The 16789-nt window shown below is 54.1% G+C and carries 13 protein-coding genes and 1 pseudogene; 4 read left to right on the top strand and 10 right to left on the bottom strand.

The annotated features are described in order from the left end of the window. The first annotated feature begins 4 nt into the window (after positions 1-4). Complete coding sequence (locus K5L82_RS02490) at positions 5-1099, top strand: DUF1513 domain-containing protein (RefSeq protein WP_223133046.1); 1095 nt, start codon at positions 5-7, stop codon at positions 1097-1099. An 84-nt stretch (positions 1100-1183) separates the two neighbouring features. Beyond that, on the top strand, positions 1184-2497 hold the full coding sequence (locus K5L82_RS02485; RefSeq protein ID WP_223133045.1) for an MFS transporter: 1314 nt from the start codon (positions 1184-1186) through the stop codon (positions 2495-2497). Between the two features lie 71 nt (positions 2498-2568). On the opposite strand, the gene K5L82_RS16705 is transcribed toward K5L82_RS02485, so the two are convergent. The 7 genes and pseudogenes from K5L82_RS16705 to K5L82_RS02455 form a co-directional block, all read right to left on the bottom strand. Continuing rightward, complete coding sequence (locus K5L82_RS16705; RefSeq protein WP_410505846.1) at positions 2569-3573, bottom strand: thrombospondin type 3 repeat-containing protein; 1005 nt, start codon at positions 3571-3573, stop codon at positions 2569-2571. Between the two features lie 12 nt (positions 3574-3585). Then, a pseudogene (locus K5L82_RS16700) lies at positions 3586-4122 on the bottom strand (thrombospondin type 3 repeat-containing protein); the annotation flags it as partial. A 2-nt stretch (positions 4123-4124) separates the two neighbouring features. Continuing rightward, positions 4125-5198, bottom strand: coding sequence for an OmpA family protein (locus tag K5L82_RS02475; protein ID WP_223133043.1), 1074 nt, complete (start codon positions 5196-5198; stop codon positions 4125-4127). Positions 5199-5457: 259 nt separating this feature from the next. Further along, a complete protein-coding gene (locus K5L82_RS02470; protein ID WP_223133042.1) occupies positions 5458-5820 on the bottom strand; it encodes a DUF4870 family protein in 363 nt (120 codons plus the stop codon). A 106-nt stretch (positions 5821-5926) separates the two neighbouring features. Further along, positions 5927-7969: a PhoX family protein gene (locus K5L82_RS02465; protein ID WP_223133041.1), complete on the bottom strand. Its 2043-nt coding sequence runs from the start codon at positions 7967-7969 to the stop codon at positions 5927-5929. Positions 7970-8152: 183 nt separating this feature from the next. Then, positions 8153-8446 carry a hypothetical protein gene (locus K5L82_RS02460; RefSeq protein WP_133004802.1) on the bottom strand — a complete coding sequence of 98 codons (294 nt, stop codon included), beginning with the start codon at positions 8444-8446 and terminating at the stop codon, positions 8153-8155. Positions 8447-8524: 78 nt separating this feature from the next. Next, entirely contained in the window at positions 8525-8776 is a 252-nt protein-coding gene (locus K5L82_RS02455) for a hypothetical protein (RefSeq protein WP_223133040.1), read from the bottom strand. Between the two features lie 167 nt (positions 8777-8943). On the opposite strand from K5L82_RS02455, the gene K5L82_RS02450 reads away from it, so the two are divergent. After that, positions 8944-10209 (top strand): alkane 1-monooxygenase, encoded by a 1266-nt coding sequence (locus tag K5L82_RS02450; protein ID WP_223133039.1) that lies wholly within the window; start codon positions 8944-8946, stop codon positions 10207-10209. A 77-nt stretch (positions 10210-10286) separates the two neighbouring features. Here K5L82_RS02450 and K5L82_RS02445 read toward each other — a convergent pair whose 3' ends face one another. Beyond that, entirely contained in the window at positions 10287-11066 is a 780-nt protein-coding gene (locus K5L82_RS02445) for a crotonase/enoyl-CoA hydratase family protein (RefSeq protein WP_223133038.1), read from the bottom strand. Between the two features lie 25 nt (positions 11067-11091). Beyond that, the gene (locus K5L82_RS02440; protein WP_223133037.1) at positions 11092-12894 is read right to left on the bottom strand and encodes an acyl-CoA dehydrogenase; all 1803 of its coding nucleotides are present in this window, start codon (positions 12892-12894) and stop codon (positions 11092-11094) included. Positions 12895-13165: 271 nt separating this feature from the next. Between K5L82_RS02440 and K5L82_RS16695 the strand changes: the two genes are divergently transcribed. Then, positions 13166-14158, top strand: coding sequence for a GlxA family transcriptional regulator (locus tag K5L82_RS16695; protein WP_223133036.1), 993 nt, complete (start codon positions 13166-13168; stop codon positions 14156-14158). A 338-nt stretch (positions 14159-14496) separates the two neighbouring features. On the opposite strand, the gene K5L82_RS02430 is transcribed toward K5L82_RS16695, so the two are convergent. After that, entirely contained in the window at positions 14497-16551 is a 2055-nt protein-coding gene (locus K5L82_RS02430; RefSeq protein ID WP_223133035.1) for an NADPH-dependent 2,4-dienoyl-CoA reductase, read from the bottom strand. Positions 16552-16789 lie beyond the last annotated feature (238 nt).

Here is a 16789-nt window from a genome sequence, read left to right as displayed (position 1 = left end):
TGTAATGGATAGAAGCCGACGCAAACTCCTGAAAACAGCTTTTGCCGGCACTGCTGCGTTAAGCCTGAGTGGCTGCAGCTTAATGCCAAGAAAGTCGGGGTTTAACCCCGAGCAGTACTCGGCAGCGGTGGGCAAACCCGATGGCACCTTCGGTGTTAGCGCTTTCGACTTGAAAGGTCAGCCGCTTTGGGTTTCACCAGTGGATACCCGTTGCCACAGCGGTTGCACTCGTCCCGAGGGCAAACAACTGGTGTTCTTCGAGCGCCGGCCGGGGTGGAGCTTCTATGTGTTGGACGCATCTACCGGTAGACGCCTTCACAATATTGAAGCCGCGCAAGGTGAACACTTCGTGGGCCACGGCGTGTTCTCCCCGGATGGGCGCTGGCTTTATGCCACCGCCAGCCGCTACGAGCCCGGCGAGGGCATCGTGGCGGTTTATGATGCCGAGCAAAACTACCAACGGGTAAACACCTTCGAATTGGCCGGTATCGGCCCACACCAAATCACCCTACATCCGGACGGCGAAACCCTGGCCATCGCCCTCGGCGGCATTCTCACCCACCCGGATTATGACCGGCTTAAACTCAATCTCGACACCATGACATCGGCACTGATTCTGATGGACCGCCGCTCGGGAGAGATTATTGGCCGCCTGACCCCGAGCCACCATCAACAAAGCCTGCGCCACCTGGACGTTCACCCTTCCGGCAAAATTTACGTAGCCTACCAACACCAAGGCCCAAGGCACGAAATGCCGGCCTTGCTTGCCCGCATGGAAGGCAACCGGCTTACCGAACTGCGTTTTGACGATGAAACCCAAGCGGGCCTCGCCAACTATATTGCCAGCGTCATCGCCCACCCGGAAAACGATCTAGTGGCTGCAGCATCCCCCGTCGGCGGCACGGCAGTGGTTTTTCAAGGCAGCACCGGCAAGCTGCTCGCAAAAGCCTCGATTCCCGATTGTTCGGGCGTGCAGGCATTAGCCGGCGGTGACTTCCTGATTTCCTCGGGCCAAGGCAAACTGGTTCGGCTTGGCGCACACCAGCCGGCTCAGGGCATTGCCCAACTGCCACTGTATTGGGATCATCACTTGGTGTAGCCAGCCATAACTGCACCAACCGGCCCTTAAGCAACTTCCCGGCTCCTGCTATGCTTGGCGAAATCCTTTGCCGGAGTAGCCACCTTGTCCGAAAAGTCCTCCTATTCGATTGATCAGCTATACAGCCTGATCGCCAACGAAGAAGATGCCCGTGTTTGCAAAGACATTCCTGCCGAAGCCTGCCGGGAAGTACCACGCAATTTTTTCTTAATCTTGTTCAGCAACGTACTGACTAAGCTCGGCGACCTGCTAATCAGCCCGAAAACCGTTCTGGCGTGGCTGATGAGCGCCGTCGGTGCACCCGCTTTGGTGGCTTGGCTGGTGCCCATTCGTGAATCGGGCTCAATGGTGCCGCAAATGGTGATCGGCGCCTGGGTTCGCCGCAAAGCGGTGCGCAAATGGTTCTGGACATTGGGCAGTTTCGGGCAGGCCGTGAGCGTGATGGCCATGGCTGCCAGCGTGTGGTTTCTTGAAGGCTATGCAGCGGGTAGTGGCATTGTAGCTGCCCTCATCGTGTTCTCGCTTTCGCGCGGATTCTGTTCGGTTTCCATGAAAGATGTGCAGGGCAAATGCATCCCGAAGACACGGCGCGGGCGCTTGTCCGGCCTGGCTAGCACCTTGGGCGGCACGGCGACGGTGATTCTCACCGCACTGCTATTCTGGGACCGGGGCGATCCTAGCATCGACTTTTACGCCCTGTTGCTGTTACTCGCCGCCAGCATGTGGATTATCGCGGGCTTACTGTTTGCCGGAGTGGAAGAGTACGCTGGTGAAACCGATGGCGGCGGAAACGCCTTGGCGGAAGCCATCAAAAGCCTATCCCTCTTGCGTACCGACGCCCTGTTTCGGAATTTTGTCATTACCCGAGCCTTGTTGCTATGTTCCGCACTGGCCTCTCCATACTTTGTAGTCATGGCCCAGAAAGAATCCGACATTGGCTGGATGCTTGGCGTCTTCCTGCTCGCCAGCAGCTTGGCCAGTTCTCTCAGCGCCAGTTTCTGGGGCTGGGCGGCAGACACTTCCAGCCGCCGCGTGATGATCCGTGGCGCAGCAATGGCCAGTGGCATTTGTGTAACCGTGGGATGCCTGGCCCTCGTTTTCGGCCCCGGTTTCGGCGGTGCCTGGTTTTATCCCATAGCGTTCTTCATCCTCAGCATCGCCCACGCCGGCGTTCGCCTTGGCCGTAAGACCTATTTGGTAGATATGGCCGGCGGCAACAAACGCACGGACTACACCTCAGTGAGTAACACAGTGATTGGTATTTTGTTGCTGGCAACCGGAGGGCTTACCGCGGCTATTTCGCTAATTTCCGATGTCGCGGTCATTATTGTACTGGGGCTAATGGGGTTTACAGGGATGATCAGTGCGTTGAGGCTGGATGAAGTGACGGAAGACTAGCCAAGATATGAAGCGAGAACAACAAAAAAGGGCCGGCAATTGCCGGCCCTTTTTCTTACGTCGAGTCGTCGCTATCGCAGCTGAACATCGGTTTTCGACGCACACACGGCGTGCACGTTGAACTCATCCAGCACTGACAGCAGCTCGAAACCACCACTCTCAACTTCGACTGAGTCAAAGCGCTTAGAAGTCTGGAACACCAAGAATCCGACCTCATCGCCACCCAACAGACCAGAGACACCCAGCAAATCCAGATCTGCCCCTACCTGCCCGTCAGACTCTTCCTGAATTTGGCCATTCAGCAGGGTCCGTACTTTCAAACCACCGTTGGTCAACAGGCCTAACCGAACCAACTGCGACGCCTCTGCGATTGACACGCCGATCACGTTTTGCCCTGGGTACGCAAAACCAGAGGTCGCCGCTACGCGCAGGCTAACGTTCGACAGACCCAGCAAGTTGGTATTCTGAATGGTCGCGAAGTTACTCAGGTCCTCATCGACGACATTGTTTTCATCGCTCACATTGCACAGCAATCCAAGTGGCAACAAACAGTTTGTTTCATTGGCGGAAGCCACCACACCAAGGCTTTCGCCGTTGACGGTGCTGCTGGTCAGCATCGGTTCGAACTGCTCACCAACGCCGCAAGAGAACGCAACGTTATCGACTCGGTCGCACGCATCACCAATGCCGTCACCGTCGGAATCAGTCTGGTTGCCAACACCATCAATGCCTGCTTGGTCCGCGCCGTTCGGCACATACGGACAGTTGTCCGAATTGAGCAAAACCGGTCCGAAATTACCAAACCCTAAATCGGTTTTATCATTTACGCCATCACCGTCCATGTCAACGTCACAGGCGTCGCCGGTGCCATCACCATCGGTATCTTCCTGATTAGGATTGAATACTAACGGACAGTTATCGCCGGTAACAACACCGTCGCCATCGTCGTCATCCGAACACGCATCGCCTACGCCATCATTATTTGTATCTTCCTGACCGGAGTTCGCTTCCAGAGGGCAGTTATCACCACCATCCGCCGGATCAATCACCGAGAACTGGCCGGTAGCCGCATCCAGCGCTTTATCGTCAACACCATCCCCGTCTGCATCGGTATCACAGGCATTACCAACACTATTATTATCACGGTCCGCCTGAGAAGGATTGGCTATCAGAGGGCAGTTATCTGCACCGGTGTCGGTGTAGCTACCATCAGTATTCTTTACTTTATCGTCAATGCCGTCACCATCGGAATCGATGTCACAGGCATCACCGAACAAATCACGATCAGTGTTAAGCTGATCCGAATTGGCAACCAGCGGGCAGTTGTCTACACCATTGAGGACGCCGTCACCATCAATGTCGTTCTCATTGGAGGTTTCGTCATCACAGGCATCATCAATACCATCGGCGTCTGAATCAACACCGTCGTTAATGGTATTAGGGCAGGAGTCCTCGTTATCAGGAATGCCGTCTCCGTCTCCGTCAAAATCTTTCGGGTTGTCAACGTTCTCCCCGCCACCGTTAACACTAGAGCCATCACTCGAGCCATCGGCTTCACAGCCGGCCAGCGCCAGCAATGCGGTAAACAATAAAATTAAAGGGAAATTCAAATTATTCAACTTCATGATCAAGCACCCTCTCCGGCTGTATCCGATACCACATTGAATTCAACGCGGCGGTTCCGCTCACGACCCTCTTCGGTGTCGTTGCTCCGTACTGGATTGGCCTCGCCATAGCCAGTGGCGGTCAATTGTTTAGGGGCAACGCCTAGATCCAAGAGGTAATTGCGTACTGCGTTCGCACGTTTTTGCGACAATTCACGGTTGTAGGCTGCAGAACCCTGACTATCGGTGTAACCGGCCAGCTCAACGTTGAGATCGGTCTGGCCTTTCAAAGCATCAGCCGTGCTGATCAGAATGTCTCTCGCATTTGCAGTCAGGCGGTCAGAGTTAAATTCAAAGGTTACGCCCTGCAGAATAACGGTCTGCACCTGGTTGGTTTCCACACAACCAACAGCGTTAACCTCAAGACCTTCCAAGGTATTCGGACACTGATCAACACCATCTACCACGCCGTCACCGTCTGAATCGGCCAAGTTCTTCTCAACCACAACCGGCTTTTCAATGACCACGGTTTTTTCGACGATGCGAGTGCGCGTCGCACCGATAGGAACGGTTAAACCAACACTAAAATGAAGATCCGAATAGTCCTCTTCAAAAGCATCCCACAGGTATCTCGCGTCGGCTCTCAGGCGAAGTCCAGACTTAGAGAAAGGGGAAGAAATCAAACCCAGAGCGGCGTTCGCATAACCATTGAATTCGTTGCTGGAGCTGTTGAACACATCGTTACGTGAAACGCCGCCGCCGATAGAGATATAAGGGGAGAAAGTCTCAGGTCCAAACAGGCGGTAGTTGAAATCAGCACCCAATCCCTGCTGGTAGAAGTCTGTACCACCATTAACACCTGTTTCGAAAATCCCCGCAAAGAACTGCGGTTCAAGCCACCAGTGCTGACTCAATCGATGGCTGTACATGGCCCGCATTGCGGTGCCGTATTCATCAACACGATCGTTATCCGGCTTGATGTAACTGCCGAGAACGGAAACCTCACTTTCGTGCTGAACCGGTTTGGCTTGCGCCAGTGGTAATGCGGCGACACATAAACCGGCCACTGATAACGCTCGAAATATCCTTCTTGTCATTTGAAACGCCCTCCTTTCATGCTCATTAACTGGATGCAACACTATCGACTAAAACGCAATGCAGTTTGGGCCAAAATGCAAAACATTAACTTGGCCGCTCAGACAAGGAACTGGGTCACATTAGCAAAAAGAAAAAAGTAGGGCTACTAAAACTACAGGCACAGTGCGGGCTACATCATTGCCTTACGAGATTTCAATAAATAAAGAGAGAGGGAGGAAATGGCATCTCGCCCGCTTGGGCGAAATGTAAAAAGCGTAATTAAACAATCCGACCCTCGTTTAGGGCCAGAGCACCCTTTACGACTTTATAGATTACCCAGATGGACGTCCCCAACAGAATAAACCAGCCGATGATCAGCGGTGTTGTAACAACTCCGATCACCGTCCAAAGCAGGCCTATCCAAAAGGTGCGAATTTGCCAACGGAAATGACTCTCAATCCAGGTGCCACGAACGTCGTCCATTTTGACGTAATTCACGATCACCCCGACCAGGCCGGTAATACCGCCCAGAAAAAACGACAGTGCTTGCAGAATATAAACGACAATCGCGAGGTTGCGCGCTGAATCGGTGGACGGTTTCTGGGGGTCATCGTTGCGGGGAATGAATTCCGGTTCGGCCAATGGTAGGGCTCCTGGAAATGGATTTCCTCCAGTCTAGCATAGCGGGCTTACCCTCTCGCAAAGCCCGCTATTTTCCAACCACTGACCTCACCTTTTTTCCACTGGATCAGCTTCCGATTACGCCGCCGTCTGTTCGAGTCACGATCACAGTGGCATCCCTTGGCCTCGGATCGTTGGCATCGGGCCAATTGGCGGCCGGGTGTTGGATATTGACGAACATGGTCTCCATGTCTGGCGTACCGGTTACACCGGTCACCTCACAACCAAAAGGTCCGACAAAGAAGCGTTTGATCTCCCGGGTTTCGGGGTTCGCCGCCAGCATCATATTGTTCTGATAAGGCGCTTCATCCCGGCCATCGGTCTGAATCCACAATCGGCCGTTGTAGTCGAACCACAAGCCATCTGGACTGTTGAAGATATTGTCGTCGTTCAGGGTGACAACGGCTTCGCCATCCACCATCGTTTCAGTGCCCTGGTCGCCGGCGAACACGAAAATATCCCAATCGAAACCGGTAGCCGCGTGACTATTCTCAGCTTCCTTCCAGCGAATGATGTGACCATTCTGGTTATTGGCAATCGGGTTGGCTGCGTCAGTCTGAGTTTCGGTCCGCTTGGAATTATTAGTCAGTGTGAAATAAACCTCACCCGAATTCGGATCAACGGCGCCCCATTCCGGCCGATCCATCGGGGTGGCTCCGGCGATATCTGCCGCCAAACGGGTGTTCAACAAGACATCAGCTTGATCGTCGAAGCCATCAAAGGCAATCTCGCCCACGTTGGTGCCCGCTGCCGCGGTGACTTTTGCGGCGAAACCGGCATCCTTCAGGTCCAACGGCAGCCATTCGCCGGAGCCATCCTCGTTGAAGCGAGCCACATACAAAGTGCCCTCGTCCAACAAATAGCCACCCGCCGTCGCCGCGTAATATGGCTTCGACGATACAAACTTATAGATGTATTCAAAACGAGAATCATCACCGGAATAACAAACCACAGGCTGCCCTTCTCTCACCGGCGCAAAAATCACACCTTCATGGCCGAAGCGGCCCAAGGCAGTGCGTTTCTGCGGAGCACTTTCCGGAGTAAAGGGATCAATCTCGACCATAAAACCGAATGTGTTGGCCTCATTTCTGTAATCGTCAGCCGCCGCCCCTGAGCCTGGAGTCACATCGAAGCGCACATAGGCATCGGCGCCATTATCCGCCAGCTCCCAGTCGTAACGGGAACTCCCTGTAACACCGTGGCGAATCTGCTCACGGGGACGATCACCCGACGTTTTATTGGCAAAGTACCCATGCCAGTTTTCCTCAGCTGCCAAATAGGTCCCCCAAGGGGTTGGCCCCATTGCACAGTTGTTCAAAGTACCCCGAGTGCGCTCGCCTGCTGAGCTAAACTTCGTCGCCAGCTTATCGTAGCCTCGGAGCGGACCTCGTATCTCCATTTCGGTGCCACCGGTGATTCGGCGGTTGAAGGGACTGCCAAACACTATATCCCACGTACCCTTACTGTCTTGCTTAATGTGGACCACTGACACACCATGGGCAGCAATTTCCTTGCGGACCTCATCGGCAGGGCGCACACCCGCATTACTGCTTGCGCCCGTCGGGCCGTTAGCATGGAGAGCGGATTGGTTGATGTACTCATGATTCATCACAAGTAAGCCTTCGGTGGAACTGTTACCTCCCGCTTTCAGATCTATGGGGAAGAAATGCAGGCCATCATGATGCATACCCATTTGCTGTTCTTGCTCAGCACCAGTATTGGTGCCATCCGGCTTGTAGGCCGGGTAGCTACCCGTAATCGGGGTACCCCACGGCAAGAACGCTTTTGTGGCATAACCTTCCGGCACAACAACGTGATTGGCATCGGAAACGGGCACCGCGTTGAAACCTATAGAAAGGTCAGCCTGTCCACCACCTGAACCACCGATGCCATCAGGCGCAGAGGCTGACCCGTCGCCATCACTGCTCCCGCAGCCCGCGAGCCCTACTCCAACCAGGCTCGCCAAGGCGGCGCCTACCGACCCTTTAAGAACCGCACGGCGCTGCATTCGTGTAGTCAGCACCTGACCGAAGGGCCGGTTACCCGAGTGATTCACCACAGGCTCGTAGTTAGGGTCCAGATAATTTGAATCAAGATCGTGCTTAGCCATGCTTTATTTCTCTCTCTCGAATTATTGAGCCATCCGGCATTGTCGAGAGATCAGTGTCCTGACCTTGTATGACAAGCGCGCCTCGATTTCGTGTCAGTTCAATTACCATTGGGAGACAGTGTTTTAAGACATAAAAAAAGGCGCCTTAACGGCGCCTTTTTAAGAACTGCTGATGCTATAAATTTAATTGGCAACATCGTCCGCAGCTTCTTCCATCGCATCGCTGGTGTCGTCAGCGGCTTCTTCCATTTTATCGCCGGCCTCTTCAAAGCCTTCTTGAACTTCGCCCAACGCGCTCTCGTCGGTTCCGGTCGCTTCTTCCATGCCCTCTTCCGCAGAATCGGCGGCGTCATCCATCATTTCCGCAGCGTTTTCGCCAGCCTGCTCGAAATCAGCGCCTTCATCGCTTTCGGAGCTGCACGCTGCAAGGCCAAGCGTCATCAAGAGAGCGAGTGCACTTAGTGTTAGCTTGTTCATAACATTTCCTTCTGTTGGTACATGTCGGCAGTGTTTCTAGCGTAGAGCCCCAGCTGTTCGATCGCAATTACCGCAGAGTTACTGTTTCGTTAACTCTCGACCGTCGATCATCAGGACACGTTCAACGCCAAGCACTTTTCCGGTTCCTAGTACCAAAAAATCGTGACCAGCCCGACTTAATATATCGTGTAAAACTTCATGGACAATCATCATTTGCCCCGATGGATGCCGATAAATAACCTCCGCTCGCCGCTCTGTTCGTATGTACTCTCGAATCCATTCCTGAGCACTGCAGGAAATAACCTGCCGCTTGGGATTGATAGCACTCATCTTAAAATTTCCTTGTTTTTTTTTATTACTCAAAGGATGGACCAGAGTCCCGCTTTACGCCAACTCCCCTGGACATGTCATCCCGGGCCATATCTCATTATTTTGTTGCATTGCAATATTGTCCGACATAAATTGTTCAGAACAACGAACAAGAGGGAGCGCCAACTATGAATGCCAAACTTCAAATATCTCCGGAAAAACCACACACTTCAGCTCGGCCGGCGGGCAAAGACTGGAAAGACCCCAAGCGTTATCTATGGTTACTCGGCCCGGCACTGCCCGGCATTGGTGTAGCCGCACTAGGCGCCTACGCCATCGCCCCGAAAAAACTGAAAGCCTTGGCCTGGACCGGACCGATTTTGATTCACGGCGTCATTCCCGCTCTCGACCGTGCTGTTGGCGTTGATAAAAGCAATCCGCCCGAAGAGGCCGTAAAGACTCTGGAACACGACAAGTACTACGACCGGATTGTTAAAGCGTTTATCCCCACCCAATACGCTCTGACATTTATGGGCGCCTGGCTGGCTAGCCGTAAGAACGTTCCACTGGAAGATAAAATCGGATTAACCTTTACGGTTGGGGCCATCAATGGCATCGGAATCAACACCGCTCACGAACTGGGCCACAAATCGAACAAGTTAAACAAGCTGATGGCGATGGCCGCCTTGGCGCCTACCGGTTACACCCATTTCGTGGTTGAGCATAATTTTGGACACCATAAGCGTGTAGCCACACCAGAAGATCCCGCTAGCAGCAAAATGGGGGAAAGCTTCTGGAAATTTTTACCACGCACGATAGCGGGTGGTCTGAAATCGGCGGTAGAAATCGAAAAAGCGCGTCTGGCCCGCAAGGGTAAGGGTTTCTGGAGCTTCGATAATGAACTGTTGCAGGGCTGGGCGATGAGTGCCGGGTTCTTTGGTGCCACAACGCTGGTTTGCGGCCCGCGGGCTGTTCCTTTTCTAGCGGGACAGGCAATCTACGGGGCTAGCTTGCTCGAGAGTGTGAATTACATTGAACACTATGGCTTGCTGCGCCAGAAGAAAGAGAACGGTAAGTACGAGCGAACCAAGCCAGAGCACAGCTGGAACAGCAACAATATTGTGACCAATTTGTTCCTGTACCAGTTACAGCGGCATTCGGATCATCATGCTCATCCGAGCCGAAGCTTCCAGGCGTTGCGCCATTTCGAGAACGCTCCGCAACTGCCTAGTGGTTATGCTTCGATGCTATTGCCAGCGTATTTTCCGAAGTGGTGGTCGGAGACAATGGATAAGCGGGTGATTGACCACTACGAAGGCGATCTGTCCAAGATTAACTGGGACCCGGATCGTAAAGCGGAGCTGATGGCCAAGTATGCGGATTATGCCGCTAAAGTGGCTGCTGAGGCCGCGACTCGCCGAGCCGAAGCTTCGACTGAAACAGACGCAGCATAAACCACTTGCTTCTGCCGCCTGCCCTGACTGTTTTGTGGATGGGGCAGGCGGCCAGATCGATTGAAATCAACCTGATTTTATTTTCCTTTAAACACAGCCTCCCTTCTTTCTAAAAAAGACTGAATACCTTCCTTAACATCTTCACTGGCCATCACGGGACCGAGATCGGGAAACAAACGTTGTTTAGCGATTTCCTGCCCTTCGCTAACGGCGATTTTGGACGAATTCAAACTGCCCTGAACGCCCAACGGTGCGGCTTTGGCGATCTTCTCGGCAATTTCCATGGCTTTGTTCAACTGCTCGCCGGGTTCGACCAGCTCTTGAATCAACCCCCATTGGTAGGCTTGCTCAGCCGTCCATTCATCGCCAGTTAGCAAGTAACGCTGGGCATTACCCCAGCCGATTTCCCGCTGCAGCCGGATAGTCGCGCCGCCGCAAGCGAAGATGCCTCGTTGCACTTCAAGCTGGGCAAAGCGTGTGCCTTTGGCGGCCACACGGATGTCGGTGTTGAGCATCATTTCCACACCGCAGGTGAAGCAGATGCCCTGAGCCGCGAAGACCACCGGCTTAGTGAGTCCTTCGCCTGTGATATGAAATGGATCCAATTCGCCTTCGGCAGGTTCGATGCCCTTGCCATTGGCGAAGACTTCCGCCCAATCATCCAGCTGCAAGCCGCTGGTGAAGTGGTCACCTTCTGCGTGCATCACTGCGACGCGTAGTTCCGGGTCGTTTTGCAGCTGGTAGTAGGCTGCTGCAATTTCGTGGTACATGGCCCGGTTCATGGCGTTCATTTTTTCCGGGCGATTCAGACCTATAAGCAAAATATGGCCTTGCTGTTCTACTGTTACCAGTGACATGTCTCTTTCCTTTTGTGGCCTTCGCTTAGAACCAATCCACTTTCATGTTCAAGCACGTGTCGTCCTGATTGCGCAGCAATACCAAATCTTGCGCTACGGTTGGCAATTCCCAGTGGAAGAAGTACTGGGCAGCTTGCAGCTTGCCTTGATAGAAGTTGCGCTCGCTGTCGCTGTTGGCGGAAGCCAGCGAATTGGCTGCGGCATTGGCCTGACGCAACCACATCCAGGCGACGATGATGTGCCCGAATAAATGTAGATAACAGCTGGCGTTGGCCAGAGTTTTGTCCACTTCGCCCCCCATCAGGGATTTACCCAAACTCTGGGTCACTTTCACCGCTTGCTGCAGAGTTTCGCTCAGCGACAGGGCCCATTGCTGACAACGGTCGGTTGTTGCCGCTTGCAGGTCCGCTTGCATTTCCTGCATCAACAGCTGTAACCCATGACTTTGGTCTTGCCAAATCTTCCGGCCCAAAAGATCGAGCGCTTGTATGCCGTTGGTGCCTTCGTGAATAGGGTTCAAGCGGTTGTCACGCCAACATTGCTCCACCGGGTATTCGCGGGTGTAACCTGCGCCGCCGTATACCTGAATGGCCAAGTCGTTCGCTTTGGGGCCAAATTCTGAGGGCCAGGCTTTAATGACTGGGGTCAGCAGGTCCAATAGCTTTCCCGCTTCGGCGCGTTTTTGTTCAGCCGGATGGGTGTGCTGTTCGTCCATCAGTCGAGCGCCGTATAGGCATAACGCCAAGCCACCTTCGCTGTAGGCTTTCTGCGCCAGCAGCATGCGGCGCACGTCAGCGTGGTCGATGATCGGTACTTGCGGGCTTTCCGGATTCTTCTCGCTGGCTTTACGACCCTGCAAACGATCTTTGGCGTATTCAAGGCTGTGCATGTAGCCACGATATCCAATCACGGCGGCCCCCATACCCACACCAATGCGGGCTTCGTTCATCATCTGGAACATGTACTTCAAGCCTTGGTGGGGCTCGCCCACCAGATAGCCGTGGCACGGCGCGTCATCGCCGAAGCTCAATGCGGTGCTCGTAGTACCCCTGTAGCCGAGTTTGTGAATCAGGCCGGCGAGGCTTACGCCGTTGCGTTCGCCCGGCTCGCCGTTTTCGTCCACGTGGAATTTGGGCACGATGAACAGTGAGATGCCTTTCACGCCGGCCGGTGCGCCTTTAATTTTGGCGAGCACCATATGGACGATGTTTTCAGTGATGCTCTGCTCGCCACCGGAGATGTAGATTTTCGCACCTTTGATCAGGTAGTGCCCGTCATCGGTGGGCGTGGCGGAGGTTCGGATATCAGCGAGGCTGGAACCGGCGTGCGGCTCGGTCAGGGCCATAGTGCCACTGAAACGGCCGTTGAGCATATTCGGCAGAATGGTGGCTTTTTGTTGGTCGTTGCCGAACACGCGGATCAGGTTGGCGGCGGCAGTGGTCAGAAACGGGTAGCCTGCGGTGCCGGGGTTGGCGGCGGTGAAGAAGCCGTTGCAAGCGGCCATGACCGATTCTGGCAATTGCATGCCGCCTAGGTCGTAATCGTAACGCCCGGCGAGGAAGCCCGCTTCGGCGTAGGCGTCAAAGGCTTCTTTTACCTCGGGGAGCATTTCCACGTGGCCGTCGACGAATTTAGGTTCGTCTTTATCCGCCGCGCTGTTGTGGTTGGCAAACTTTTCTTTCGCCATTTTGTCAGCGGTTTCGATGACGGCATCGAAGGTTTCTTTGCTGTGTTCACTGAAGCGTTCGCGCTCGGTCAGGGCTTCGGTGTCCATGACTTCGTAGAGCTGGAATGCCAGGTCGCGGCGGTCGATCAGGGTGTCGGTCATTCGTGTTCTCCTGTTGATTGGCTATAGCCTCTCACAACCGTTGTACTTGTTGAAATTGTCGTTTCTGACTTATTCTTGGTGAAATTCGCCATACCTCTCACTTTGCTGCCGGGCACTTCTGCGAGAGAACACTCCCAAGAGAAGCCGTGAACCCGTCCGTGGGGGCTTCTGCGCAGCTTCCCTGCTGCGCACACTCTCGGAAGTGTTCTCTCGCAGCAGCGCCCTACTTTTGAGATAGCTGGCTTAGTTTTCTTTAATAGGAGTCATCTTTGTGAAAACCGTCACGATCATTGGTTTTAACGGGGCGCTTGCCAGTGCGATTACAGGGGTGATTGATCTGTTTCGAATGGCGGGTGTGACTTGGGCTCGGGTTCATGGGGAACAGCCACAGCCGTATTTTCGCACACGTTTGCTGACGGCATCCGGAGAGGCCTGTCGGTGCATCAATGGATTGACGATTGGTGCGGATGGCTCCTGGCAAGACATTGCCGCGCTGGGTGAAAACGATCTGGTGATCATTCCGACCATTGGCTCGCCCATTGATCAGGTCCTGGCCGAAAATCCGGGGTTGGTCGGTTGGCTTTCCCGGTTTCAATCCACCAATGATGATCAGGTACGGATTGCCAGTAATTGCACCGGAGCTTTTTTGTTGGCTGAAGCCGGGGTTTTGGACGGTCGGCAGGCGACCACCCACTGGGGGTTTAGCAGTCAGTTTCGGCAGCGATTTCCGAAGGTGGATTTGCAACCAGATAAGTTGGTGACGGTAGATGGTCACGTTGCTTGCGCCGGGGGCGGGATGGCTTGGTGGGATCTTGGGGTGTATCTCGTGGAACGGCATGCGGGGGCGCAGGTCGCCAGGGAGCTGGCAAAGGCATTTGTGATTGACGCAGGGCGGTCGAGTCAGGCGCCATACAGTGCACTGCAGGCCCGGCGTTATCATTCAGACCAAGCCATTTTGAAAGTGCAGGAGTGGTTGGATTCGCATTACAGCGAACCGATCACTCTGGCGGCTTTGGCTGCGTTGAGTGGTTTAACCGAGCGATCGTTGATTCGCCGGTTCAAAGCGGCAACGGGTGACACCCCCACTGGCTATTTGCAGGTTCTACGCATCGAATCGGCACGGCAGCATTTGGAGAACTCGCGTCTTACGATTGAAGAGGTGACTCGGATGGTGGGCTACGAAGATGTCAGTTCTTTCAGTCGCTTATTTAGAAAACACTCCGGGCTAGCCCCCGGTGCGTACCGTTCGCGATTTGGTCGGTAACACTTCGACGTTTCGTTCTGGCGCGGGTTATGCAGCGATTTCTTCAGAAGATTCGTTTTGGGTCATGAATGTAATAAATCCCGACAGGTGTTCAAAGGAGAAAATGCCGTGAACACAATATTGAGACAGAGCCAGTCCGAGGTTTTAAGTCGTCTCTATGAGATGAAGTGTAAGCAAATCAAGCACGCTCGCGAGAAGGGACAAAGTCTCCACAGCCAGGTTCTCGAAGCAGAGGCCGAGGCTATTTCGAACGCCTTGAAAGCTATTCGGTAACGCCCCACCCCTGCAGCGCCACTATGTGACCTTGGCGGTCACATAGTGTGATCGACATAACCGCATCAAAGAGCTGCGGCCACTTCCGTGCCTTGTCGAATCGCTCGCTTTGCATCCAATTCTTCAGCTAAATCAGCACCACCGATCAAGTGCGCTTTCACGCCCGCACCCTCAAGCTGATCGTAAAGCTCACGGAACGACTCTTGGCCGGCACACAGGATCACGTTATCAACCGGCAGTACTTTCTTCCCGATTTCTTTGCCGTCTTTATCTGACAAGGTGATGTGCAAGCCTTCATCATCGATTCGGTCGTAGCTGCAGCCTTTTAGCATTTCTACGTCGCGATGATTCAAGCTGCTGCGGTGAACCCAGCCTGAGGTTTTACCCAAACCGCCACCGACTTTGCTGGTTTTCCGTTGCATCAGGTAGATTTTTCGCGGTGTCGCCGTTGCTTCGCGCTCCGCCAGCCCACCTGGGCCTTCAAACTCCGGATGCACGCCCCACTCGGCCTGCCAGTCGCTGACTTTGGCTTGCTCACCTTCGGGCTGGCGCTCGAAGTCGTGGGTCAGGAACTCGCTGACGTCGAAACCAATGCCGCCCGCGCCGATGACTGCCACCGTATTACCAACGGGCTTGTTGTGACGGAGTACATCGAGGTATCCAAGCACTTTGGGGTGATCCACCCCTTCGATTTTGGGCGTTCTCGGTTTTACGCCCGTGGCGATAATGACATCGTCAAAGCCCTGCGCTTTCAGCGATTCGGCATCCACTCGCGTATTGAGCTGCAAATCAATTTCCAACAACTCGACCTGGCGCTGGAAATAACGAAGGGTTTCGTAAAATTCTTCCTTGCCCGGAATGCGCTTGGCGTAGTTGAACTGACCGCCAATTTTGTCGTCAGCCTCGAACAGCGTGACCTTGTGGCCGCGCTTAGCCGCGGTTGTGGCTGCCGCCAAGCCCGCCGGACCTGCGCCTACGACGGCAACACTGCGAACGACCGGCGCAACGGTCAGCACCAACTCCGTCTCGAAACACGCGCGCGGGTTAACCAGACAAGACGCCCGTTTGGCTTTGAACACATGGTCCAGACATGCTTGGTTGCAGGCGATGCAGGTATTGATCTCGTCGCTGCGATTCTGTTCAGCCTTGCGCACAAATTCACTGTCTGCCAGTAACGGCCGCGCCATGGACACCATGTCAGCCTTACCATCCGCAAGAATTTCTTCGCCTTTCTCCGGCGTATTGATGCGGTTGGTGGTACACACCGGAATATCGACTTCGCCGTAGAACTTCGCCGTTACGTCGGCAAAACCACCCCGAGGCACAGACGTCACAATGGTTGGTACTCGCGCTTCGTGCCAGCCGATACCGGTATTAATAATGGTCGCGCCAGCCTTCTCGATGGCTTTGCCCAACGTCACGACCTGATCCCAGGTCTGACCACCTTCCACCAGATCCAGCATCGACAAGCGATAAATAATAATGAACTCGGGACCGACCGCTTCACGCATGCGACGAACGATCTCAACCGGCAAACGCATGCGGTTTTCGTAGGAGCCGCCCCATTTGTCTGTACGTTTGTTGGTTCGTTCGCACAAGAACTGGTTGATAAAATAGCCTTCGGAACCCATAACTTCGACACCGTCGTAACCGGCGAACTTCGCCAGTTTGGCGGCGCTAACGAAGTCGTCGATGTGGCGATCAACGCCCTTGGTGGACAGTGCACGGGCTTTGAATAGGCTAATCGGGGACTTGGTGGCCGAGGCTGAGACGATCAGAGGCTGGTAGCCATAACGGCCGGCGTGAAGCAGCTGCAGGCAGATTTTTCCGCCCGCTTCATGGACCGCCCCGGTGACATGGCGATGCAACATGGCGGTAGCACGGTTATTCATGGTCGATGCCAGCGGCGATAACTGACCGGCCATGTTGGGAGAGAAGCCACCCGTCACCATCAGGCCCACACCACCTTCCGCACGCTCGGCAAAATATCGGGCAAGCTTGTGGATATTCCAGAACCGGTCTTCTAGGCCCGTATGCATAGAGCCCATCAATACACGGTTCTTCAGTTCAGTAAAACCAAGATCCAGAGGTTTCAGTAGGTTAGGATACGGTGTGCTCATGGCTCTCTCTCAAATTTATTTTTACAAAGTATACACTCAATCAGCATCAACTTGACTTGACCTCCCTGACTGGCCACGTATCATCAGCTGTCAAGTTTCATTGACGGAGCAAACATGACCGGAAGGTCCACCGGCCGCACAGTTTCGCCAGAATCACTTCAGCCCGCTGATATCGTCTTGCAGCGCGGGCGTCTCCCCTATTTCCCGGATCCACCAAATCTAGACTAACTCCCGTTTA

Source organism: Marinobacter sp. AL4B (genome assembly GCF_019916045.1).
Classification (GTDB): Bacteria; Pseudomonadota; Gammaproteobacteria; order Pseudomonadales; family Oleiphilaceae; genus Marinobacter.
This window is presented reverse-complemented; position numbering and strand designations above follow the sequence as displayed.

Coding starts and splice junctions, on each gene's coding strand:
- K5L82_RS02465 (WP_223133041.1), bottom strand. CDS start 7,969: ATGGCTAAGCACGATCTTGATTCAAATTATCTGGACCCTAACTACGAG.
- K5L82_RS02430 (WP_223133035.1), bottom strand. CDS start 16,551: ATGAGCACACCGTATCCTAACCTACTGAAACCTCTGGATCTTGGTTTT.
- K5L82_RS02490 (WP_223133046.1), top strand. CDS start 5: ATGGATAGAAGCCGACGCAAACTCCTGAAAACAGCTTTTGCCGGCACT.
- K5L82_RS02440 (WP_223133037.1), bottom strand. CDS start 12,894: ATGACCGACACCCTGATCGACCGCCGCGACCTGGCATTCCAGCTCTAC.
- K5L82_RS02475 (WP_223133043.1), bottom strand. CDS start 5,198: ATGACAAGAAGGATATTTCGAGCGTTATCAGTGGCCGGTTTATGTGTC.
- K5L82_RS02460 (WP_133004802.1), bottom strand. CDS start 8,446: ATGAACAAGCTAACACTAAGTGCACTCGCTCTCTTGATGACGCTTGGC.
- K5L82_RS02445 (WP_223133038.1), bottom strand. CDS start 11,066: ATGTCACTGGTAACAGTAGAACAGCAAGGCCATATTTTGCTTATAGGT.
- K5L82_RS02450 (WP_223133039.1), top strand. CDS start 8,944: ATGAATGCCAAACTTCAAATATCTCCGGAAAAACCACACACTTCAGCT.
- K5L82_RS02455 (WP_223133040.1), bottom strand. CDS start 8,776: ATGAGTGCTATCAATCCCAAGCGGCAGGTTATTTCCTGCAGTGCTCAG.